The organism is Sporocytophaga sp. (assembly GCF_017745095.1).
In the GTDB taxonomy this organism is placed as follows: Bacteria; Bacteroidota; Bacteroidia; order Cytophagales; family Cytophagaceae; genus Sporocytophaga.
Genome location: NZ_JAGHZZ010000005.1, coordinates 153,571 through 176,730, shown reverse-complemented (window position 1 = coordinate 176,730; position 23,160 = coordinate 153,571). Strand labels below are relative to the sequence as shown.

Sequence of the window (23,160 nt, the reverse complement as noted above, 5' to 3'; positions counted from 1 at the left end):
TTTTGTTGACCTCTTGATAAAGAAACAATTACACAGGGCAATAGTTTTTAGAGCTCAACCAAATAACCTGAAATGAAAATCTTAAAAAAGACACTGACAGTTTTAACTGTAATTGCTTCGTTGGTTTTAGGAAAAGCCAATGCCCAACCTGTATTAATGAAAGTAATTCCCACAGGAAGTACCAACTTCACAACAACGGAAGGTCGATTATTTTTTACAAGCGGAGACTCTCTCTGGACTTCTAATGGTACCGCAGCTTCAACCTATTTTATAAAAAAGACAGGAGAACCTTTCTTAAATGTTACCAATCTAAGATTGGGGACTTTCATTTTCTTCACTACTCAACAGTCAGATGGTAAAACAGCCTTATGGCGGACAAATGGTACTGCGGTCAATACAACCAAAATTGCAGCTTATCCAACGATAAACCCATTGATCGTATACAATGGAGCCTTATACTTAGGTATAAATGATGGTGTCACTGGTTATGAACTTTGGAGACTAAACTTATCCAATGTACTTAATATAGTAAAAGATATTAACACAGGAGCTGGTGATGGTCTTGCCAATAATATTATCATATCATCAGGCACCTTGTACTTTCCCGCTTTTGGAGGTCCGGGAGGATTTAACATATGGAAAAGTACAGGATCAACAGCTAGTACGGTAATGGCTGTGGATCTTCCATTCACTGCATTTGGTCTTGATCTGACAGATGTAAACGGTACAATCTTCTTTTCAAATGAATACACCATAGGATTTACCAATTATGGAGAACTTTGGAAATCCAATGGCACTACCGCTGGGACAAGTATCATTAAATCATACAGCGATGATTTTGTAACCTTTCAATTCAGCCAACTTATGGAGTATAAGGATAAACTGTATTATTACTTTATAGAAAATACCGGAGTTGACTTTGTATCTCTATGGAGCAGCGATGGGACTACTGCAGGCACTGTTGAAATAAAGCATAATATATTTGTTGATATCGCTTTGAGTCCGATATTTGTTACGAACAACACGCTTGTCATGACTGCCAGCAGCTTATTTCAATTACCATTGAAAAAATCTGATGGAACAGGTCCTGGAACCGTAAATTTTTACACATATTCAGACTTTTTTTATGGATCTGTTCTTGAGTCTACTGATAAGCTCTTTTTCTTTACTGATAATGCAACTGTTGGTGGAGTTGAAACCTTTGATGAGATATATCAAACTGATCTGACAACAGAAAATTCAACATCACTCAGAGAGTTATATGGAACATCATTTGCAGGATCCAGTAATATCAGGAATGCCGAGGGGAATATATATTTCACCACTCGCTTAGCTTTTTCATCTAATCCCGAGGAAAGAAAGATGAGACTTTGGTTTTACAATCCTACCAAACCGTCAACCAACGTTCCATACTTTACACTTGTAAACGCTACCACCAATCAAGACATAGCCTGGCTACACAATAATGATTATATATTCAAGCCTGATACTTTGCAGATCAATGTTCGTTGGAATCCTACAACAACACCTGGAAGCGTAGTATTTCATTTAAATTCGATACCATACAGAACAGAAAATACAGCTCCATTCTCTCTTGCAGGTGACACTGATGGCGATTATAATCCATGGCCTGTAACAACAGGCAACTATAATATCAGCGCAACTCCTTATTCTCAACCAAGTGGAACAGGTACTCCAGGACCGGTCAGCAATGTATTTGTATATGTAATTTCTACGCCACCTTTAAGAAGTGCAGACGCAGGTTATGATATCAATAACACTTCAAGTACGGAGGCGGCTGGCTTTGAAGCTTATCCTAACCCATCTTCAGATAATTTTTCTTTCTCTGTATTGAATAATGAGAACGGAATTGCCAAGGCAGAAATTTATAAAGCAGATGGAACGCTCGTTGAAAAATTACTAGAAGCAAATGTTGCGGAAGGCGAAACTATTCAGTTTACCTGGAATGGTTCGCAATATCTTCAAGGCGTTTATATTTGCAAGTACACATCAGGTAAAAAGCAGTTCATCAAAAAAATTGTACTTACAAAATAAACTGTGTAAAACAGCAAAGCTTCCAGTAATAGGAAGCTTTGCTATTATTTATTTAATTATAAAAATTTAGTTCTATCGTTTTCCCTCTTCTCATCCAGTTTTTTAAGAAGTGAATCTTCCTTTGGATTGCCTGATTTTATATTCCCATCATTTTGCAAATAGTCCAGGTATATATCTAAAGCTTTAAGCTGTTCTACGGATAATGCTTCTATTTTTCTGAACAACATTTCCTTTAACCTTTCCTTTTCTTCCATTATAGTTTGTGGTTATTAATTCAGTTTATCCTTATTAACATCTTTCGATTTATCATGTTCTTTTGCATAAACCTCAATTGTTTTCTTAACAGGCTTAGGCTCATAAAAATGCTTTTCCAAAATCTTCTTTTCCAATGGCCCTCTGGTAATAGTATCAGTAAGATACTTCTCTATCATAAGACTGGCAATCGGAGCAGCCCAAGCACCTCCCCACCCAGCATTTTCAACAAAAACAGCAATGGCAATCTTCGGATTTTCTTTTGGAGCAAAAGCGATAAAGACTGAGTGATCTTCTCCGTGTGGGTTCTGGGCCGTACCAGTTTTTCCGCAAATCGTGATTCCAGGGATCTTAGATGCAGCTGCCGTACCTTCATTTACTACCTTTTCCATACCATCTGCGACTATATCAAAGTATTTTGAATCAATCCCTGAATAATGCTTCTCTTTATACTTTTCAGCAAGCTCATGATCTTTCCCTATTCCTTTCACAAAGTGCGGAGCAATGTAATATCCTTTATTGGCAAGGCATGCTGCAAAATTTGCCATTTGCAAAGGAACCATACCAATTTCTCCCTGACCTATTCCAAGGGAATAAATAGTAGAAAATTTCCAGTGATGATGGCCATATATCTTATCATAAAAAGCATTACTCGGGATAGATCCTGCTTTTTCATTAGGAATATCTACACCTAGCTTTTGTCCGAATCCAAAATTTCTAACTAAGTGATACCACTCTTCAAACCCAACTTCAGTATCTTTAAATTTATCAGCAAACTTATCCTGATTGATGATCTTTCTGAAGACCTGATAATAATATGGGTTGCAGGAATGCTGAATTGAGGCCCTTAAATCAAGAGGTGAAGCATGATTATGACAATTGACCATATCTTTATTACAAGGAAATAATGTATGTTCGTTGATCACCCCTAATTGTAAGCCGATCAATGCCTGAGCGAGTTTAAATATAGATCCCGGAGGATACTTTGCCATCAGTGGTCTGTTGAACAAAGGCTTTAATGTATCCTTTTGCAAAGCGAATGCATTTTTTGCAAATTTTCTTCCTGCTAGCATATTCGGATCATACGTTGGTGCAGAAACAAATGCAAGAATTTCACCAGAGGAAGGCTCAATGGCAACTATACCTCCTTTTTTATAAGCAATAAGTTTCTCAGCATAAGCTTGAAGATCGCCATCGATAGAAGTATAAAGATCTTTACCAGGGACGGGTATTGTATCATATTTACCATCCAACAAAGATCCTTTCTCTGCCCCCTTCACATCTACCATCAAATACTTAACACCTCTCCTACCTCTTAATTCCTCTTCATAGAAAGATTCAAGACCACTGATACCTAAATAGTCACCTTTAGAATAATAGTTTTCCTTCTGATCATCCAGTTGTTTCTTACTGATTTCCCCTATATAGCCCAGGGCACTAGCCATTACATGCTGTTCGTAGTTTCTGATAATCCTGGTTTGGGTATATAATCCTTTATAATCCACAAGCACATCCTGAATCCTCCCCAGATCGTTGAACGACAGCTGTTTAATCAAGGCCGTAGGACGTGACCATGCTTTATCTTTTCTGATTTCTTTAATGACTTTATAGAGTTCATCTTTAGTCATGTGTAGCTTTTGACAGAACTCTGTGGTGTCCTTAATTTTAGTTTCCTTAAGAACAATCATAAGGTCGAATACTGTAGTATTTGTAACAAGAGGTTTTCCATCTCTCGCATATATTACACCTCTAGGGGCATAATCTATCATCCTTCTTGTGGCGTTACGCTGAGCCATTTCTTTGTATTCAGAGCTGGCTACCTGAAGTAAAAAAAGGCGTATGATAAATATTGCCGCTACAACTATAAAGATTCCTTGTACTACGAATTTTCTTTCCATATTCCTAATGATCCTATTGAAAGGACTATTAAGGCGTTTTAGTTCCATTATGATGCAAGTATTTCAATTATAGAAAGAGAAAAAATTATTAAGAGAGGGAACTTTTTCTCTAGAGCTAATGACAAAAAAAAGGCATTGATTTTATTCAATGCCTTTTTATACAGATGAATCACTAAAATTATTTTTTCAGAAGATCTTTAATAGCAACGAGAATCGGAGTCCATCCTTCGCCGTTATTATAAGATTCTTTAAATCGCTTCTCTCCCTCAGCAACTTTGTCATATCCATCCTGAGTGACAGTCAATACTGTTTTGCCATCATTATCTGAAAGTTCATATGTTACATTTAAGTAATTATCAGGAATATCGGGATAAGATGCATTAGGATCTATAACTGTATACTTTAAACGTTTTCCTAAATTGATTTCCAGAATAGTTCCTTTTACAAAAATCATATCCTTCCCTTCATAGTGGCCTTTCCATAACAATGGACTTCCTGTTTTCCAATCTGATACTGTTTCGCACCCAAACATATATTTCTTAGTCTGCTCAGGATTGGTAAGCATATCCCAGACTTGATCCTTTTCTGCTTTAATCTCGATAGTATTTTTTATAATTTTTTCCATTCAATTTATATTAAGAAGGATAAATCTAATTATTATTCATTCTTTCAAATGCTTGCTTCAATTCTTCCGGTCCTGCTTTTATCATGTTTTCACTGAAACCGAACGTTAAAGCTTTTTTACCTTCTTCTATTTGTTTGAATATTGAATCAATGAAATCAGAAACAGGAGGAGCATAATCATGAAGTCCCTTGCCGCCAAGGTCTGTATTAAGAGCAGGAGGAATTATTTCTAATACATCGATATTTTTACTTTGCAAAAGTTTTCTTAATGATAAGGTAAAAGAATGAAAGAATGCTTTGGTTGCCGAATAAACAGGAGTTTTAACCAATGGAGTAAATGATAATCCGGAAGTCACATTCATTACAGTCTCAAGTGATTTTAGATTAATAAACAATGATGTAAGATGGATGGGAGCTTTAATATTTATTTCAATCTCTTCCATCGCTTTAGAATAGAAATCATCGTCTGTCACTGCCATCCAATTTTGTATTCCAGCATTGTTAACGAGAACATTAAGATCAGGATGTTCTTTCTGTATCCAATTATATAAGGCAACCCTTTCACTTTCTACTGCAAGGTCACAAGCCTTTATAATTAATCCCGGAAATTTACTTTGTACTTCCCTCAGCACAGATTCCCTTCTGCCACAAATGATTAAAGTATTATTATTTTTTATAAATCTTTCTGTTAGGCCTAATCCAATGCCTGATGCGCCTCCTGTAACCAGTATTTTTTTCCCTGATATTTTCATTTGAATTCCTTTTATGTGTGGTGAATTATTGCTTATAAATTTATTATTATTACCTGAAGTCTATTTAAAAGATGAACTTTAAATAATTCCCCTCATTACTCTTCGCCCAATCAATAACCCACACAAATTATTTGCGTTCGTTTCTCCTACTTCAGTTTTAGTCTGCTCAAACCAAAAGGGTAATCATAGGAAAACAAATACATGTCCTTGTAAAGGAACTTTTTTCGTACGTTCCCATAATCCTTTTGAAGGTATTTCCAGGACTTCCGATTATCAAATGAAACAAAGTAATAGTCTACTAAGGTTTCTGGACCACGACAGACAACTACAGTTGAAAATTCATTTTCATAAATCTCTTTAATCGAATATTGAACATTGTACAATTCAATAATCGGATTGCTGATCTGATAGCGATTGAAGGCAAAATATCTTTGTTTAAAAAATTGGTATTCATGATCACTTTTAATGTAATCATTTGTTTTCCCTCTATCAACAGACAATACAATTGTCGAGTCTTCCATCACGCAAATTAAGGTATCACTGTTTAAATAAACATATGTTATTCTACCTCTAAGATTTGATTGAAGAGATACTTTTTCCCAATTGTGTCCGCCGTTTTTTGTAACGTACAGAAGTGGTATTGACTCCATTCCATCATAACCTCTGTGAGCATTTCCCTTGACTAAAATATATCCTCCTACAACTCCGTTATCTGGATTTTGAAAATAGATCGGGTCGATTGATTTTGGTTCATCATCAATACCCACACCTTTTATTCTTTCCCATTTGGATGTGTCGCAGCCAGTTAAGAAAGCAATACAAAAAACATATAATAGTACTCTCATTTATAAAATTATCAGTCACATTTAAATCTTACTGTGATCTTATATACGTTATCGGTATGTATATATTCATTTATTCATACTAAAATATTCATTAGAAGGTACATTCAAGAAATCCATATTCTCCATCAAATTTACAAAAAAGAAAATTCTCTATAATCTCCAATTATAACCTAAAAGCTCCGCAATGTGAGCTTTTGCCTCATAAACGTCAGTAAAAAGCTTTGTCATGTGAACTTTTCCCCAACAAAAGACAGCAAAAAGCTCCGTAATGTGAGCTTTTACCACAAATGTCAGGTAAAACTTCCACTCATAGCTAGCACTGAATTATCACTAAAAAGCTCTATTACATGACATATTAAGTTTATTCCCTCCGTATTTATGAAAAATAATTCATTGGCCTTTTGACTTTAGCCAGTTTTCAGAAAATGCAATTTCAAGATTGAATGGGTAGCTAAATTAAAATGAAACCATAATTACGAATTACTTCACTTCATTCTTTTTCTTATAAGACAAAAAAGTCATAATAATTCCAAGCTCTTCTTCTGTGACTATTGTGTCAGTTAAGCTTTCTGAATGCCTGGCATTGGTAATACGAAGCTCATATCCCTTTAACTGCTCGGGGGTAAAATCCGGAATCAAAACTTTTCCTTTCACTTTTGTATTGTGACAACCGGCACAATTCATATCATAAAGTATTTTTCCTTTTTCGCAACGGGAAAGGTATTCCTGCTTTACATGAGGTAGCATTGCCGCTGGCAAGTCATAGGTTACCTTATTTTGATTTACGCACCGAACAAAACAAACAGTCAAAAATATTCCAATTACAACCAAATAAAATTTCATAATGATAATTATTAATATTCTCCTCCTACTTTTCTATTATTCAATACACTTACTTTTGATTGAGGCAAAGCTTCCGGAGCTTTCTCAAATTGAATCTTTTCATCCAATGAAAAGATGAATGCTATAAGCTTATTCTTTTCTGCATCAGATAAATGAAGCGAGTCTGATGAAAGCGTTTGATTTGGCACATCTAATCCTCTGCCGCTTCCCCCTCCTGAATCATAGAAATCTATAACTTCTCTTAAACTTTTAAATGCTCCATTATGCATATATGGACCTGTATGGGCCGCATTTCTCACTGTACCCGTTCTAAATGCATTATTCGTTTCATTAGCCGAGTGGACTTCGAATCTGCCTTTATCCGTACTGAGATTCTTAAGGCTGGATGCATCAGGAACTCCTAGAACTTCAAATTCAGAATTGGTATATGGTGGTTTAACTCCGTTGAACAATGGAACAAAATGACATGTTGCACATTGGGCTTTACTCATAAACAAATTAAAGCCTTGTTTGGCAGAAGCCGAAAGTACTTCATCCGCATTCATTGATTCATCGAATGGAGAATAGTATCTGCTAAACTTGCTGTAATAAAAAGTAACAGCTGAAACAATATGGTCAAAAGTAATTTCTTTTTCTTGAGGTGTATATTTTAAAAGGTCTCCAAAGGCTTTTTTATATTCCTTGCAACTCATTACCTTTTGCAAAACCTCTTTCTCATTACTTCCAAGCTCATGAGGGTTTTCAATAACTCCTTTGGTCTGGTTCTGAAGAGAAATATGTTTACCATCCAACATGATTAAATGGTTATACTCCACATTAATAAGTGAAGGAGAATTTCTTCTCAAAGAAGTTTGCCTGTCAAATTGAAGAGATGTGGTTAGTATGGTATCCGTAAAGTATTCAGTTGGTTTATGACACGATGCACAGCTTCTCATGTTATTGCCAGACAAAATAGGATCGTAAAACAAAAGTTTTCCTACTCTGTCAATTTCCGCTAATGCTTCTGCTTCTTTTACTCTCAAAAAAACTCCTTTAGGATTCTGGCCTATGTAAAGGGATTTACTAAAAATAGAATTGCAATTTTTATTCAGAGAATAATCTATATAACTTCTAGAAGTCACTTTATAATTTCTAATAAAGCCCTGATTCATTGCAAATAAAGGATTTACATATACTTTCAAAAAAGTAAAATGATCAAACTCGCTATAATTGGATGGTTGCCCCTTTGAGAATTCAATCATGCGGTCAAAAAGAGAAAGGTAGTTTTCATCAAGAGCTGTTTCCGGAAAGCTTTCTTTAAATGATTTGTTAATTTCTTTTACTTCTCTTAACATCGCCCTTAGCTCCGGTATTACAAGAGAAGTATCTGGGCATTCAAATCCTGTTGTATAAATCGTGGAAAGATTTAATAGAAAAAGTCTGTTGCATAAAAAAAAATGGTGATAAGATTTTAATCCATCAGTGATAGAATCAGCAGAGAAAACAGAAGAAGAAATGTGTGATTGCTGGATTAAGCTTAACAAAGAATCCTTTTCTATCATCGGTTCCTCTAAATAGAGAGCGGCTAGAGTTAATCCTGCTCCTACTCTTTGATAGGGCTTTTCAAATTTTTCAAATACCTCTGTTTCCCATTCTACAGGAAGAGGTCCATTAATCTTTTTATAGGAGATTGGCTCAAGATAACGAAGCCAGAAATCCATCTTCTTCAAATATATTCGGCAAGAATTAATCTTTTCTTTTACTTTATTTAGACTGGTTGGTGAATTAAGATTTGAATTTTGAATTAAGTCTAATAGTTCTAACTGCTCCCTTTTGAACTCAAATAGCCTGTGATGATATCCTGAATTATAACTTGATTCATTCAATAAGCAGGTTTTAAAGGAGATGCTGATAAAAGCAATAAAGGATATGGAAAGAAGGATGAGATAATTTTTATTCATTATTTACTTAAATTTTATTCATACAAAATAAAAAATGGAGATCCGTTACCGGATCTCCATCATCTAGATTGTATTAATGAGCCACAACGGCTTTTACTGTTTTTGTACCACTTGCAGACGAAAGCTTAACAACATAAATTCCATTTTGTAAAGATGCTGTAGAAAGAGCTACTTCAGTCTTTCCTGCTGCTAATTCTTTCTCAATTACGGGAGCTACCAGAGTTCCTTTTGAATTTAAAATAGAGATGGTTACATGCTCTGCTTTTTCCATGGTAATTGAAACCGTAGCAAGATCACCCGCAGGGTTAGGGAATATCTGCATTCCATTAGAAGAAATAGAACCAGAAGGGATTAGACCTGCTGGGATTTCTTCAGGAGATGAAATACCAGTCAAAGAAACTTCTACAGTTGACTCATCAAAATCATTATTCACAATCGTCATAGCTGCGTTGTGAGCACCGTCTGTAACTGGAGCAAATTTAACTACCAGGCTCTTAGATTCTCCCGCAGCAATGCTGATTGGGAAGATCAATGATTCATCCAATACATATTCAGTTCCTGAAAAATTGATTGCTTTAATTGTCAAAGCACCAGGGCCTGCATTTGAAATAACAATATCTTTAGTAGTTGTATACCCTGTAGTAAGTGTCCCAAAGTCTTTACTTGAATTGAAAGAGATTTCAGGATTTGCATTGTAAGAATCAGGATTAAACAAAGCTAATAACTGACCTCCTTCCACTACTTCACCAGCTATACCATAGTGAGCCTGATCACTAGTCAGGAACATTCCTGGACCTAGTATTTCCTGCATATCTAAGATACCAGATGCTTCTTCATCCTGAGTAAGGAAATTGGCTCCTCCATTTAGGAAACGAGTACGGTCATGTTCTGCTACTGTAGTTAATTCATCTGTTGCAATATTATATTGCAAAACTCTTCCGATATGAGCATCTCCTCCAACATCTTCCACTAAAAGAACATGTCCGAAATGATCTATTGTCAAGTTATCCAACATCTTTTGACCTTCCGTGCCATCTAGAACTGCTTCAACAGTACCACCTGCTTCAGGATTGTTTATGTCTGAGAAACGTAATCTCCACAAACGGCTAGGGCTTGTGATAGCATTTGTTGTATTGAAATAGAAATCATTAAGATTAGATGGATCCCAAGCTCCGTCTTCCGGACGTAAAAAGTTAGTAACTCCAAGATTATTGCTGTTTGTATTAATAGTAGCTCCAGTCTGGTTCTTTACATCACCAAGATCTACTAAAGTAAATGTTGTCCCTGCTGCTGCGAAATTTGCATTAGCTTCATTCAACATTCCTGTTACAGAAACACCATAAAGTTTTCCGTTAATTAATCCTGCCTTTTCAACATCAGATCCTGAATTTGTTTTAGTTCCGATATAAACATATACCTGACCTGGAGTTGAATCATCCATACCAATTACTACTGTTTTATCGCTTGCAACTGGTCTTGCAACTAAATTCTCCCATGAAGCTTTACCTAAGGCTGGAAGCTCATATGAAGTTCCTGCAGCTGGTCCTGAAGCAATGTGCCCCATTACACGACCTTCATTACCACTTTCTTCACCATTCATAAAAATACGTGCTTGTGTTCCCAAACCTGTTTTTGCATTGTAATAAGCAGAAACAGCAGGAAGATCAGCTGAACAGAAGCGACCGAAGGCAGTTAATGCAGAAGGGTTAGCACTATTGTATGTAGTATATTCTGTTCCATTCCACAAATTTACATTCTGTATCAAATCACTGCCACTTATAACAGTTAAGTCTGATTTATTAATTACCCATTTAGAAACAAAAGAACCTGTTGATCCGTGAGCTCTTGCAACACCTGCTGTTGCTACAAACTCATGATTCATCAACAATGTAAATGTTCCATCGTTGTTATCAAAAGCACCAAGTCCGTCAGGAGTTCCGCACATTTTATAATTACCTATTACATCTTTTGCAGTCAAAATAGAAGTTAACTTTACACCAGCAGTAATAGGAGCTAAATATGAACTAGTAGATGTACTCATACCTGTTGTACCTTCTGCTAATGCAGATGCAAACGGAACATAGTTAGAAAGTTTATTAGCACCTTTCAAGCCAAAAACAAACATATGACTAAGATTACTCGTTGCTATTGCAACACCATCCGCATTTGGAGATGATTGTCCATAATCGTTATCATTGCAAAGTGCAATAGTACTGTCATTGATAATTGCCAAACCTTCAGCTTTATCCAAAGCAGCTGGCCATCCGTTTGCTACTAAGTCTAAGAACATAGTTCTTCCCACAGGTACAATGCCATTAGCACTTAAACCAGCATCATCTACCAATGCCTCCAGTGTTTTATCACCATATAGTCCTGACGTTACCGGTGTAGCTCCGCTGATATCTATCTTATAAACTTTTTTGCTGTCAGTAGTTCCTCTAATACCTACTTCAATAAGTAAAAACTCATTGTTATTGATAGCAGCCATATCACCGATTTTCCAATCTTTCAATCTCACCTGATTAGCTCCTGACCCGATAACACCTTCGTTTACGTAAGCAAACATTCTTGTAGCGTTAGTTGCCGGATCAATTTCTAATATTCTGTGAATTCTTGAAGCTTCACCTACAGCTGTCGTAGGATACAATATCGGGCTTTGTATAATTGCATATATCTTTCCATTTGGCGTAATAGAAATTCCTTCAAAACCACGATTGTTCTTACGATACTTAAATACAGTGTCTATTGCTACATCTTCAGGCTGAGCACCAGAAAGGTTTGCATAAGGAGTAAATCTCTTAACTACAACTCCATTTTTGTTTAACTTCCAGATAGTAGGTCCTCCTTCTTCACAAATCCAGAAGTTACCATCTTTATCTACTACAATACCTTCAGAGTCAATACCCCAGATATCTTTAGCAGCAGTTTTTGCTGCAAAGTTAGCGCAGGTAAGAACAGTGTCTGTAGAATTCTGCTCAGCATCCGTACTGCCATAACCTGCAGGATTAAGCAAACCTGTTGCAGAAGTTCCGTTAGGACGCTTCATAGTAATTGACTGTAAGATTTGAATGGAATCACCATTCACTCTTATTCTATGAATTTTAGGAGCATAGTTAGGAAATGCATACAACTTATCATAAGTAGGATGACATTCAGCAGGATTTGCATTGGCGCAATCCACATTTACTCCTCTGTCTGAAATAGTCCAGAATTCTTTTCCATTAGTATTTGCGATCGGATATAAACTGGAAAATCCGGCCTCGCGAAAATTAATACCCTGAAAAGTTCCGATAGAAGCGGATTTGTTATTCACATAATCCTGCAACAAGGAAACCTGTGCCTTGCTAATCAATGGTGTCAGCAAGCCTACAGCAATACTTAATAAAGCAGTATTTAATCGTAGTCTCATTATTTTATTTAGTTTAATGGCATAAAACTACTTGCCTTAGGTTAACTTATTGTCCTAGGTTTGTTAAGAGTTGATTAAGAAAAAGGGCGGTATTGTTAAGAATAAATAAAGATAGCCGGAACAAATGTACTAATCTTTCAACACAAGTAACTCTTATAAAGAGCCTTAAGCATTGGATTATACAAGGACTGACAAGTCAGCTTTAAGTAATCACATTATTATAAATAATAAAAAAGGCTGTCTCAAAAATGATGACAGCCTTTGGGAAAAATTATCGGGATTGATTGCATCGCTTATTAATTATTGATTAGCAGTTAAAAGGAGTTTAACATCTTTGTAAAGAACCCCGACAATATTATAAGCATGAGTATTAATATGGGAAAGCCTAAATATAGGCTGGTTTGATAAATTAAATTGGATAAATGACTAGGCTTTTGGGGTTCAGGTTTGTTTATATATCGATCCAGATTTCCATCTACTATCATCATCTCAAATCTCCAACTCCATGGATAGTAACCATTAATTTTATAGAAAAGTCGGTTTAGAGCATCAAACATTAGAATGAATAAAAGTGACATCGAAGAAATTATAACAATCATTCCTTTAGGCAATCCAATCGGATTTATCCAAAAAATACCAATTATTGATAAACAAACCGAAGTTCGAAACGCAATCTTATAGAAGACTGATTTTCTTAAGAATCCTGAAAGCATAAAAACCAGCAACCAAACTATCATAGATAGTCCTAAAAAAATGTTCATCCAATATTCACTCATAAATATTTCTCAGATTAAGTTAATTTCGATTTTATAATACTTTTCTATAGTCAACCATGTGGCTTAGGTCAGAGAGATATAAGGCAGCTCTTATATGTCGGGATGAAAGACCTTATACCACATGATTAATATGAATTCAAAGTATCCTCTTAAAAGTCACTATTAAATTTATATACAACTTGTGCTGTGTCCTCTTCAGGCTCTTTCTTCGAAATTGAGCGTTGCCACAACTCGATCTTCTGATCTTTTATAATTCTTCTTAACCCATTCTATCTTATTCAACAAAGCAGTGTCATGCAGTTCTTTGATTTCATAAAGATCACCAGCCCAAGAATTAACTTCCTCCCACGAGCTGTATTCAGAAACCTCTAGCCATGTATAAGGATTGTACCATGCAGGACAGTCATTATCCATTATTAGCCCGGGCATATCATTTCTTTCCCAGATATACTCAATAAGGTCTCCTTTTTGCAAAGTTTTAGGTTTGACATCTTCGTTAAGAGTCTTGAAATTCAGCTTTCTATTTGTATTTGTTATAATTCTTATTTTGAGTTTTTCAATCTTATCATAAAAATTCAGATAAAAAGCGTCTGTATACTTAGTTTTATAAATAGGGTTTCTACCTTTAATCGTATAAGAATATTCGATATAATCACCCTCTCTGATATCTTCCAATATCAAATAGGCAAGGTTAGTCCCATCGAACATAAATCGTTCTTTATTTTTCTCTCTCTGGATAACCTGTATCTTCTCTTTATCAAGCTTGTTAATACGATCTCCATTTCTTATAACCGGGACGTTATGAATAATCAAGGTTTCATAAGATGGATCAAAATTCACATCGATTTCCGAGCCATTTTGGACACCTGCTTCCGAAGTTATTTTTCGTATGAAATGGAAATATAAGGCCTCCTTTTCTACATGACTTTGCAGATCCTTTAAGACAAATCTATGTCCATCAGATACGTTTTCAGGATGAAGGTTAAAATTATTATAAGGAGTTGGAGTAACCCATTCAGGTATAGGAGCTATACTATAATTTGCTTTGCTATAGCCAAATTCTGGAATTAAAATCAACAAAAGACAACTATAAAATACAGTATAAATATTCTTCCAAAAATGAGACATATTAGCTTTTAAAATTTTAAAGAATGATCTAAGAATTAAATTACGACAAAAAAATTAATACAGCTAATCTTCATTTTACCTTGATAAATCAAGAGCATTATTTTTTAAAAATCCCCTAATTCTTAGTCGATTTGCAGAAACGGAAAATTCACACTAAGCCTTTATCTTATAAATTAGGATAATTTAAATGAATAAAGATACACCATCACAGAATTCCTCTGTGTGAATCTATCGATCTCACATCGTTCAATAAAGTAGAGATTTGATATATTCCTGATTCCTTCAAAAGTGGTAGGTAGAAAGATTTGGCACTACATTAAGTTAAAAATTTTTTGCCAATTATGGACTTATGTAGATGAAGCTAAAGCAAGATTCATGAACGATAAAATGAAATGAACCACGTTTTACTTTAATCTTTGCACAAATTTCTAATTGGAACTTGTATAGAAAGTTGTTCCCCAAAATTCAGAGATCTTTCAAAAGCTTCATTTAATGGAATATCTGCCAATAATGAAGTGCCCCCATATTTTTTAATTTTTTGACTGTCTAAATTTAAAGTAAATAAATACTTCATTTTTGCATTTAACAGATCTAATATTTCCTTGTCATTCCTTTCAAAGTCTAAATCAAAACTACCATAAGGAATTTCTCCACCTAGTACATAATCAATAAATTCAGGATTTCTGGAATAGTAAGGAACCGAGACTTTGTCCAAATTTATTTCATTCACACCTTTTATACTATCAATTATTATTGGTACAATGGAAACATATTCATCATCATTATGACTTGTGACTATAGCTAGATAACTTTTACTGCGATTGCTTTCGTAAAGATAGCAATCGCCAAATTCATAATTGGCTATATTTTTTTTTACTGTTCTCAGATTTCCTGTCTGCTCTTTCAAATCATAGTAAGCCTTGTTTTTGTTACATGCGAAAAACATAGTACAATATACTAATAGTAGAATTTGATGGATTTGCATTTTATCTAATGAGTGTACCTTCTAAATTATTCATTTGAGGATTAACAATCAAAAAATCAGAACTCCGAAATATGACTCAAAAACTTTAACACTTGAACATCAACAAGAATGATCTTTAATAAAAAACTACATGATCTCTCCACAATATTTCTTTTCCTTGATCTTCCTGACAAAACAAAAAAACAATACACTGATTGTCTGATATATACCATCAACTTTTAAAATATATCTTCGACCTGCCTTTTGATTGTTCAAAATATTTCATTTACTTTGAAGCGCAAAGTACTTTTTAAAATAAAAAAATGAAAACGAGCAAAAAATGGACACAACATTTCAACATAAATGCTATACAGCAGCGTGTTGACTGGAATTTAAAACCCGAAATTTCAGAAACAGAGATAGCATCAATTTTATATTCATTGCAGGCCTGGCAATTAGGTGAGACCTCTGATGGAGCCCATCTACTGCATGCCTCAACACTATATGCAAATAAAATCGGTGATCCCGATTATATAGATGCTATTAAGCTTTTTATAAAAGAAGAGCAAAAACATGGAGGTAATTTAGGCCGATATCTGGATGCTATAGATCAGCCTCGGATCAAAAAAGACTGGGGTGATAGTCTGTTCAGAAAAATCCGTTATTATAATACCAATATGGAAATCTGGACACTGGCTGTTATTACAGTCGAAAGTTCTGCACAGGTATTTTATCAATGTCTTAAAAATGCTACCGGCTGTGCACTTTTAAAACAAATCTGTACAGACATTTTGATCGATGAAGCTTACCATATCGATTTTCAGACTGAGAGAATGTCCATCATCTTTAATGCTAAGTCATCGTTTTCTAAATTCATCAGCCGTATCATATATCCTGTTTTTTTCTTTGCAACATCTCTGGTAGTGTGGTCTGCACATAAAAAATTATTCAAAGCCGGGGGAACGGATTTCAAAAAATATATGGACAAAATGAAATACAAATATTTTAAGACTTTGCACCGCATTACTTTTAAAGAGAAAAATAAGATGGTCTTATCTCAACAGGTCAGCTTGTAGATGATTGAATGATACCAGTTCTTGTATGGAATTTTCCCCTAACGCTATAGTGAAAAGTAATTATGGATCAATAAATGTATATCCTGATCCTTCCAATGTTATATTCACAATAGCTGGTCTGGGATTAAATACAGCCTTTCGAGTTTATGATATACATGGAAGATTGATCAAAGAAGTTTCAAAACAAATCATAATCCAACAGTTTATCTAAGTGAAGAACAAATTGGTCTTTTATCTTATTAAGGTAACTCAAACCAATTATGATGAATTGATGCTGAAAATAACCAAACAATAAAATTTCAGAAGAAAGAAGAAAGACTGTCGTCCATAAGGATGACAGCCTTTCTTTATTAACTATGTAAAAGCCCCTGCATGAATCCATGCCCCATACAGAATTACAAATAATCAATAGCTAAAAATTATTTAACAACAGCAAGTCGTTTGGTTACAAGTGTTTCTTTATCTTTTAAAGAGCATATTCATTAAAAAAGCCTTCAACTACAAAATTGAAGGCTTTTCTATTTCGTTCTATCTTCTCTGAACTAACTATGAGGATACATATTATTTTATAATAAGTTTTTCTGTAGTAGAATTATTGTCAGAAATTATTCTTATAAAATAAACTCCACTGACTATACCAGTTAAATCCAACTCCTCATTAATTCCGTTAGCCTGATTAAAGATTTTTCTACTGTAAACTTCTTCACCATTAACATTTATAATTTTCAGGATCACCTCGGAAAATACTAAAGGTTGCAAAGAGATGGATACTGATTTACTTGTAGGGTTTGGATAAATTGACACCTTATTTTCAACCATATTTTTTAGGTCTGTGGGAAGAGGCGTTTCAAAGTATACCTGATTTCCATAAGAAGTACCTGCTATATTCGTTGCAAAAGCTCTCACGAAGTATAAAGTTCTTCCATTCAGATTAGAAAGAAGACTTACAAACTTAGTTTCTTCTCCATTTACCACAACTTTATTGTTTTTAATAGTAGGATTACCAGATGTATTCCAGCATATTCCTTTCTCAATAATTTGAGATCCTCCATCATCTATAATCTTTCCACCAGAAACAGCACTTTGAGATGTAATTTGTGTTATTGAATCTGTAGTAAGTATTGGATATGCAATTACACTAAGAGATGGGCCGGGAACTACAGTATCAAAAAGTGAAACTGATGTTTCATTAGTAATTACTGGGGAGTTGAAATCAAAATAAATATATGACTTATTGGTAACTTTAGTTTTGTCTGGCAAACCAGCTTTAGGTGAAATCTTAAACTTTACAAAACCGTTGCTTCCTACACTGTCTTTTTTGGCATGCGGCAAAAGGATGTTTGAAAAGTTCCACTCTAAAACTTGTTTATCAGTACCACTGACTACAAGTTTATATTCATGACTGGAAATACCTTTCTTGAAGGTCATAAAGTCAAGGTGTTGGGAAAGCGTATCTATAACTTTAACAAAAAAGGCTGTATCTGTTCCTAAGTTTTGAAAGTGAATTGTATACTCAAGTTCTTCATTTTTACTTACATAGTTTTCTTTTCCTATTCCACTAGGAACAACAACCTTTTCATTTGGATCAAAACTATTGACAATAGCACTGCAGTCCATTTCATAACTATTGCTCGCATCTTCCAGAGACAATTGGTTAACGTATGCTGGTCTCGCTTCTTCTTCCATTTCACATCCTTCCATAATAAAAAGAGGATTTCCAGGTACCGGATGATTGAGAGATTGCATCACCTTAACTCTTGTACTTTTGCCTTCAGAATTAAATTTTAATTTGACAGTCTCTTCTGTTCTTAACTTTACTTTTTTTCTATAAACCAGTTTGCTGTCCAGATAAATATAAACATCGCTGCTATCTTGCATATTTCCTGTGCCTGTATTTGAGATAGCAGTTTCTATAAGTCCTGCCCCTAAACATTTTCCTGAAATTTCAACTGTTGATTTGTCCCAATTACCTGACCCGCAACTTGCTGGTGGTAGTATCCTGGCTTTCACACATTGCATGCTCCCATCGTGTTTTTCCATGGGCTGAGTCATAACATCAGTTAATTTAATTTTCCCACAATCACCGGGCCTTAAGCTTCCGATTTTAAATACATAAAAGCTGTCTTTTACCATATACCATGGGAAAGTGGTATATAAAGGTCTATAAAAATTGGGATAAATAACTTCTATATAAACCTCGTCGGCAATCGCTGAACCTTCATTACAATAGCTAATATAAGTATAGCTTTGCATAGCCATTCTTCTTGTGCTTGTCGCAATGTCAACAGTGAGAATAGGACAATTAAGAAGGCTATCGGAAAAATTAATATTCTCAATATATGATTGCCCCTTTTTTAAGCTAACAGAATATTCATTTGTGCAATTTGTATTTTTGTAATGGTCATCAAGGGCTGGTAGTTGATGAGTAATTTTATACGTACCTGTATCAAGTTGGAATTCAAATTCACCCTTGTCATTTGAAATGGCATATTGCGGACCTGGCTCTGCTTTAATTATAAAAGATCTTAATCCTGGCTCATAGGCTTCTGGTATACAATTAACCGTTTCTTCTGTATAGACTTTACCTTTAACAAGACTTTGATCTTTTCTCAAGACAAATGGATCTATGGCTTGACAAATGAATACATCTAAGGAGCCTCTTGAATTAATATCAGAATATTTTCCAGCGGTAAGTTTTGTTGAATATGTATTACCAACTACAGTTATAATACCTTTACTATTGATTGTAATTGACTTTCCAATGTCTGCTGTATCCCCTTTTATATAATCTACCCATAATGGAGTTCCGTCAGGTCCTATTTTAGCGATAAAGGCATCATTATTTAATTTAGCGGAATTATTATCAAAATTGCCGAGTATAAATCTTCCAAAATTAATACCTGTAACATAACAGTTTCCTATTGGATCTGTATAAAGTCCCGCTGCTTGACTAAAACTACTGGCATTGTCAACGGGAGTTCTAACCCACATAAGTGTTCCTGTTGAATCATATTTTGCTATAAATAAAGACCAAGAATTGTGCTTAGGGTAAATGCTAAAGTTACCAAATTCGACTTCTTGCCATCCAACCAGGCCAGCTATATAACAATTCCCTGCTTCATCTAAGCCTCCTCCAAAACTTTCGTCGTTGTAGCCGCTTCTGGCATTCCTAGCCCATTTTATATTTGCAGAGGTGTCAAGCAGTGCAACAAAGACATCTTTACTATATATACCGGATTGTTGCACACCATATTTATAAATCAAAGTGTCTTTTCCTATAACTATAGTCGTACCATAACCTCCGGAAATTAAGATCCGATTTTTCCTGATACACATTGAGTTTATATAGAAGCTGGGCTCTTCCCAAATTTTAATAGCTACTTTTTTGGTCCAAACTAAAGTACCATCAGAATTATACTTGTCTAAATTTTCGTTAGCTATGTATATGTATCCCTGATCATCAGTGGCAACAGTATTTGATCTTGTAAAAGTAAAACTTAACCATAAAGGGGCTCCTTGTGGAGAAATCTTAGCAAGAAACGCTCTTGCATAAGGACCTGGAATTGTAACTTTTCCAAAATCAACGGAAGTAGAATTTAAATAACCAGTGATATAGATGTTGTTGTCACGATCAACTGTTACGGCACTACAATAGTTATCGTCGCCAGCTCCAACCCTAAGTGCCCACAAGACTTCTTGTTTAGAATTAAATTTTACAATAAAAATATTAGTAGTACCCTGACTTGTAAGGGTTTTAGAGCCAAATGTTATGGTGTTTTGAAAAGTTCCACAAATGATTGTATTATCATCTGTATCTGTGACTACGCCTGTAGCACCGTCATTAAACTTATCACTACCAAATGTCTTCAAACCAATAAAAGCCTGTGAATAAGAACAAGTTAATGAAAACAAAAAGAAAAAAAGTGTAAAGAATAACTTCATAAAATTGTATAGTATAGAAATAAATATACAAAAAAAATTATACAAAATTATTATGCACTTTCGTTTTCTGTTCTTGTGTAGAATAATGTAAGAATCATCTTGACTGTACCTCTTAGTGCGTCTAACAGTAGGGGAACAATGTTATATCATTTTCTGATTTCATTTGACTTCTGTCACCAAAATAAAAGCCACTGCATGAATACAATATCCATACAGTGGCTTTATCATTCAGTAGCTAAAAATTATTTAACAACAGCAAGTCGTTTGGTTACAAGTGTTTCTCCTATCTTCAGAGATACAGAATAATAACCAGCCTTTACATTGCTTATGTCAAAAGAAATTGATTTTCCTGTTAATGAATAAGGTACAGCAATTTCACTTCCCAATTCATTTAAAACCTTAATATTAACTCCAGCCATATCTACATCTGATGACAATTCAACATAGTCGGTCGCGGGATTTGGTATCAAATCTGTTCCTGACAATTCATCCATATAAGCAACTTTAGATGAACTCGGGCAAACTGGAGCTGAAGATCCGTCACTGAAGTAAAGTGTAAATAATCCTGATATTTCAGACATCACAAAATTTCCATTATGACGTCCGACATAATAAGTACCGTCAAGTCTTGGAATACCAGAACCCGAGATGGTTACTTTAGGAGCCGGAGTATTGAATGTAGCTGTGCTGTATAATTTCAGATCAAGATAATAAGATGGAACTCCGTTATGGGTTTCTATGACAAAATTGTATAAGCCATTGTTAACAGCATCCCAGTTCACAGCAAAATATTTCATATTGCTAAGGTTCGGACCTCCACTGCCTACAACATCAACTCTGTTATACTGAGAATAATATATTGTAGGTAAAGAAGTAGATAGCGGTGTTCCGAATCTACAAGCAGTTGATGTATTAGAACCAAGGTCGAAGGTCATTGTCGATCCTATAGCACTGATATTAGTGATATTCAATCCAGAAGGACTTCCATCCCACCAGTTGGAATTTGGGAATGAGTTGGCATTAAAGGTTGAATTGCCGCTTGCATCAAACAAATCAGATGCATCACCGCCATTTACATAGTTCTCAAGATCAAAAATGCCATCAGCCTGCTCAATCGAAATCTGATAATGACTTTCAGGTGTCATCTGGGGTCTGCTATTTCTTCCAGCTAAATCTACGTGCCAGATTACCAGTCCTTCATCACGAAGATCTGCATGTCTACCTGTCTTTGTGCGTGCTTCTATTACAAAAAGCTCATCACTGTTATTTTGATTTGTATAAACATAGGAAGTAAGAGCATTTGCATTCACTGCAATGCTTCCTGTCTGACCATTAAGTGATACAGGAGTTTCCCAGCCAACACTTGTTCTAAGGTATGCATTCGGATATACAGGATTGGTGGCACTTCCCTGATAAGCCATCAGACAGTAGTCGCCTAATCCGTAAGAGTGGTAATCAGTATCATATAAGTCTGGCCAATGAAAAAGCATGTGACCGTTTTCATGACAAAGGGTTGCAATTGTCGGAGAAGTATCTATATTGGTAATCTGATAAACCCCTGTATAAACGCCATCTGCAGAGAAGTCAACTCCACCCTTATGAGGCCATATACCAGTACCCCATGGAGCATAGCCAGTGTACATGAAATTGACAGCAAGGATTTCTCCTTCGTAAGTTGTAAGCGTTGAAAAGTCTAACTGAGTATCAGCCCACTCGAGTACCTCATGAAGCAATTCCTGTACATTATGGTTATTTTCATCCATATAATAGCTCTTGGGCTTTGTAGATCTATAATAGCCAAGAACCTGATTGGTGTAGGTAAGTTTACCACCTGAAACTTCATAAAAATAATCTCTTATTGAGCCATTATTGCCGAACCCATTAAAGCCATTCTGATTAAAGAGATTAGCCATTGTTGCAGCAGGAATTGTAGCCGGCTCATCTGGAAAATCTATAAGCAGAGCTAAGCCCTTTACATTTCCTGATAACTGAATGAAATCTCCAGACGGTACGCCTGATGTCCTTAAAGAAGCGCTTTTCCCCCCATATCTGGCAGCACTTTCAGCTCTTTTCTTTCTGATTGCCTGAATATTGAGTTCAAGCCCTTTTTCAATTGGTAGCTTTGAAGCTTTAGCTCCTGCATTTTTTTTGACTTCTGCAATATCAGTCCCAGTAAACCTTATACCAGTACTGACCAGTTTCTGGTGATCCTCAGAAAGTAAAGCATAATAGAACCAGCCATCAGCTTCTTTAGTAAGGGTGTATCCATCCTCACTCTCGATGCGTTGATAATATTCATCTCCCCAGACTTTTACTTTTATTAATGAACCATCTGGTTGTTTAAATACAAACTGATCACCTCTGTAAGGAGCAGCCTGAGCATAATGAACTAAAGTTCCGATCAGAAGTATGGTAATTGCACTGCGGATACAGTTAAAATACTTTTTCATAAATTTATTTTTTTGGTTTGATAGATTGATTTAACTCATATTCATGAATGAGATATTCATTTTATTGACAAAGCAGTAACCTCACAAGACCCACGTGGGCATTGCCTGCATTGATTTATCTAACATTTATGATTGTTCTATTAACCGGTTATAAAACAGATAAACATGAAGATGTTCGGAATAGCTGCTTTATCTGACACTAAAAT

The 23,160-nt window shown here is 35.1% G+C and carries 15 protein-coding genes; 3 read left to right on the top strand and 12 right to left on the bottom strand.

The annotated features are described in order from the left end of the window. Positions 1 to 72 precede the first annotated feature (72 nt). Positions 73 to 2,055, top strand: coding sequence for a T9SS type A sorting domain-containing protein (locus J7604_RS09600; RefSeq protein ID WP_293894729.1), 1,983 nt, complete (start codon positions 73 to 75; stop codon positions 2,053 to 2,055). Between the two features lie 56 nt (positions 2,056 to 2,111). On the opposite strand, the gene J7604_RS09595 is transcribed toward J7604_RS09600, so the two are convergent. The 10 genes from J7604_RS09595 to J7604_RS09550 all read right to left on the bottom strand — a co-directional run bounded on the left by J7604_RS09595 (position 2,112) and on the right by J7604_RS09550 (position 15,429). Then, on the bottom strand, positions 2,112 to 2,309 hold the full coding sequence (locus J7604_RS09595; protein WP_293894726.1) for a hypothetical protein: 198 nt from the start codon (positions 2,307 to 2,309) through the stop codon (positions 2,112 to 2,114). Between the two features lie 15 nt (positions 2,310 to 2,324). Next, complete coding sequence (mrdA, locus tag J7604_RS09590; RefSeq protein ID WP_293894723.1) at positions 2,325 to 4,205, bottom strand: penicillin-binding protein 2; 1,881 nt, start codon at positions 4,203 to 4,205, stop codon at positions 2,325 to 2,327. 178 nt (positions 4,206 to 4,383) lie between these two features. Then, the gene (locus J7604_RS09585; protein ID WP_293894720.1) at positions 4,384 to 4,830 is read right to left on the bottom strand and encodes an SRPBCC domain-containing protein; all 447 of its coding nucleotides are present in this window, start codon (positions 4,828 to 4,830) and stop codon (positions 4,384 to 4,386) included. Positions 4,831 to 4,855: 25 nt separating this feature from the next. Further along, the gene (locus J7604_RS09580; RefSeq protein WP_293894717.1) at positions 4,856 to 5,581 is read right to left on the bottom strand and encodes an SDR family oxidoreductase; all 726 of its coding nucleotides are present in this window, start codon (positions 5,579 to 5,581) and stop codon (positions 4,856 to 4,858) included. Between the two features lie 146 nt (positions 5,582 to 5,727). Continuing rightward, positions 5,728 to 6,426, bottom strand: a complete 699-nt coding sequence (locus J7604_RS09575) for a hypothetical protein (protein WP_293894714.1) — start codon at positions 6,424 to 6,426, stop codon at positions 5,728 to 5,730. 480 nt (positions 6,427 to 6,906) lie between these two features. Beyond that, positions 6,907 to 7,269, bottom strand: coding sequence for a cytochrome c (locus J7604_RS09570; protein WP_293894711.1), 363 nt, complete (start codon positions 7,267 to 7,269; stop codon positions 6,907 to 6,909). A gap of 11 nt (positions 7,270 to 7,280) precedes the next feature. After that, on the bottom strand, positions 7,281 to 9,209 hold the full coding sequence (locus tag J7604_RS09565) for a cytochrome c peroxidase (RefSeq protein WP_293894708.1): 1,929 nt from the start codon (positions 9,207 to 9,209) through the stop codon (positions 7,281 to 7,283). Between the two features lie 73 nt (positions 9,210 to 9,282). Beyond that, a complete protein-coding gene (locus J7604_RS09560; RefSeq protein WP_293894705.1) occupies positions 9,283 to 12,618 on the bottom strand; it encodes an esterase-like activity of phytase family protein in 3,336 nt (1,111 codons plus the stop codon). 971 nt (positions 12,619 to 13,589) lie between these two features. After that, a complete protein-coding gene (locus J7604_RS09555) occupies positions 13,590 to 14,522 on the bottom strand; it encodes a DUF3857 domain-containing protein (protein ID WP_293894702.1) in 933 nt (310 codons plus the stop codon). A 409-nt stretch (positions 14,523 to 14,931) separates the two neighbouring features. Beyond that, positions 14,932 to 15,429: a hypothetical protein gene (locus J7604_RS09550; protein ID WP_293894700.1), complete on the bottom strand. Its 498-nt coding sequence runs from the start codon at positions 15,427 to 15,429 to the stop codon at positions 14,932 to 14,934. A gap of 380 nt (positions 15,430 to 15,809) precedes the next feature. On the opposite strand from J7604_RS09550, the gene J7604_RS09545 reads away from it, so the two are divergent. Both J7604_RS09545 and J7604_RS09540 read left to right on the top strand, forming a co-directional pair. After that, on the top strand, positions 15,810 to 16,562 hold the full coding sequence (locus J7604_RS09545; RefSeq protein WP_293894697.1) for a ferritin-like domain-containing protein: 753 nt from the start codon (positions 15,810 to 15,812) through the stop codon (positions 16,560 to 16,562). 25 nt (positions 16,563 to 16,587) lie between these two features. Beyond that, a complete protein-coding gene (locus J7604_RS09540) occupies positions 16,588 to 16,773 on the top strand; it encodes a hypothetical protein (RefSeq protein ID WP_293894694.1) in 186 nt (61 codons plus the stop codon). Between the two features lie 350 nt (positions 16,774 to 17,123). Here J7604_RS09540 and J7604_RS09535 read toward each other — a convergent pair whose 3' ends face one another. Together J7604_RS09535 and J7604_RS09530 are read right to left on the bottom strand one after the other, a co-directional pair. Next, the gene (locus tag J7604_RS09535) at positions 17,124 to 20,504 is read right to left on the bottom strand and encodes a T9SS type A sorting domain-containing protein (protein ID WP_293894691.1); all 3,381 of its coding nucleotides are present in this window, start codon (positions 20,502 to 20,504) and stop codon (positions 17,124 to 17,126) included. 242 nt (positions 20,505 to 20,746) lie between these two features. Continuing rightward, positions 20,747 to 22,954, bottom strand: coding sequence for a M6 family metalloprotease domain-containing protein (locus tag J7604_RS09530; protein WP_293894688.1), 2,208 nt, complete (start codon positions 22,952 to 22,954; stop codon positions 20,747 to 20,749). Between the last annotated feature and the right edge of the window lie 206 nt (positions 22,955 to 23,160).

What these genes read in the sequence shown, in the direction of transcription:
- J7604_RS09600 (WP_293894729.1), top strand. Translation starts at nt 73, where the DNA reads ATGAAAATCTTAAAAAAGACACTGACAGTTTTAACTGTAATTGCTTCG.
- J7604_RS09595 (WP_293894726.1), bottom strand. Translation starts at nt 2,309, where the DNA reads ATGGAAGAAAAGGAAAGGTTAAAGGAAATGTTGTTCAGAAAAATAGAA.
- mrdA (WP_293894723.1), bottom strand. Translation starts at nt 4,205, where the DNA reads ATGGAAAGAAAATTCGTAGTACAAGGAATCTTTATAGTTGTAGCGGCA.
- J7604_RS09585 (WP_293894720.1), bottom strand. Translation starts at nt 4,830, where the DNA reads ATGGAAAAAATTATAAAAAATACTATCGAGATTAAAGCAGAAAAGGAT.
- J7604_RS09580 (WP_293894717.1), bottom strand. Translation starts at nt 5,581, where the DNA reads ATGAAAATATCAGGGAAAAAAATACTGGTTACAGGAGGCGCATCAGGC.
- J7604_RS09575 (WP_293894714.1), bottom strand. Translation starts at nt 6,426, where the DNA reads ATGAGAGTACTATTATATGTTTTTTGTATTGCTTTCTTAACTGGCTGC.
- J7604_RS09570 (WP_293894711.1), bottom strand. Translation starts at nt 7,269, where the DNA reads ATGAAATTTTATTTGGTTGTAATTGGAATATTTTTGACTGTTTGTTTT.
- J7604_RS09565 (WP_293894708.1), bottom strand. Translation starts at nt 9,209, where the DNA reads ATGAATAAAAATTATCTCATCCTTCTTTCCATATCCTTTATTGCTTTT.
- J7604_RS09560 (WP_293894705.1), bottom strand. Translation starts at nt 12,618, where the DNA reads ATGAGACTACGATTAAATACTGCTTTATTAAGTATTGCTGTAGGCTTG.
- J7604_RS09555 (WP_293894702.1), bottom strand. Translation starts at nt 14,522, where the DNA reads ATGTCTCATTTTTGGAAGAATATTTATACTGTATTTTATAGTTGTCTT.
- J7604_RS09545 (WP_293894697.1), top strand. Translation starts at nt 15,810, where the DNA reads ATGAAAACGAGCAAAAAATGGACACAACATTTCAACATAAATGCTATA.
- J7604_RS09540 (WP_293894694.1), top strand. Translation starts at nt 16,588, where the DNA reads ATGGAATTTTCCCCTAACGCTATAGTGAAAAGTAATTATGGATCAATA.
- J7604_RS09535 (WP_293894691.1), bottom strand. Translation starts at nt 20,504, where the DNA reads ATGAAGTTATTCTTTACACTTTTTTTCTTTTTGTTTTCATTAACTTGT.
- J7604_RS09530 (WP_293894688.1), bottom strand. Translation starts at nt 22,954, where the DNA reads ATGAAAAAGTATTTTAACTGTATCCGCAGTGCAATTACCATACTTCTG.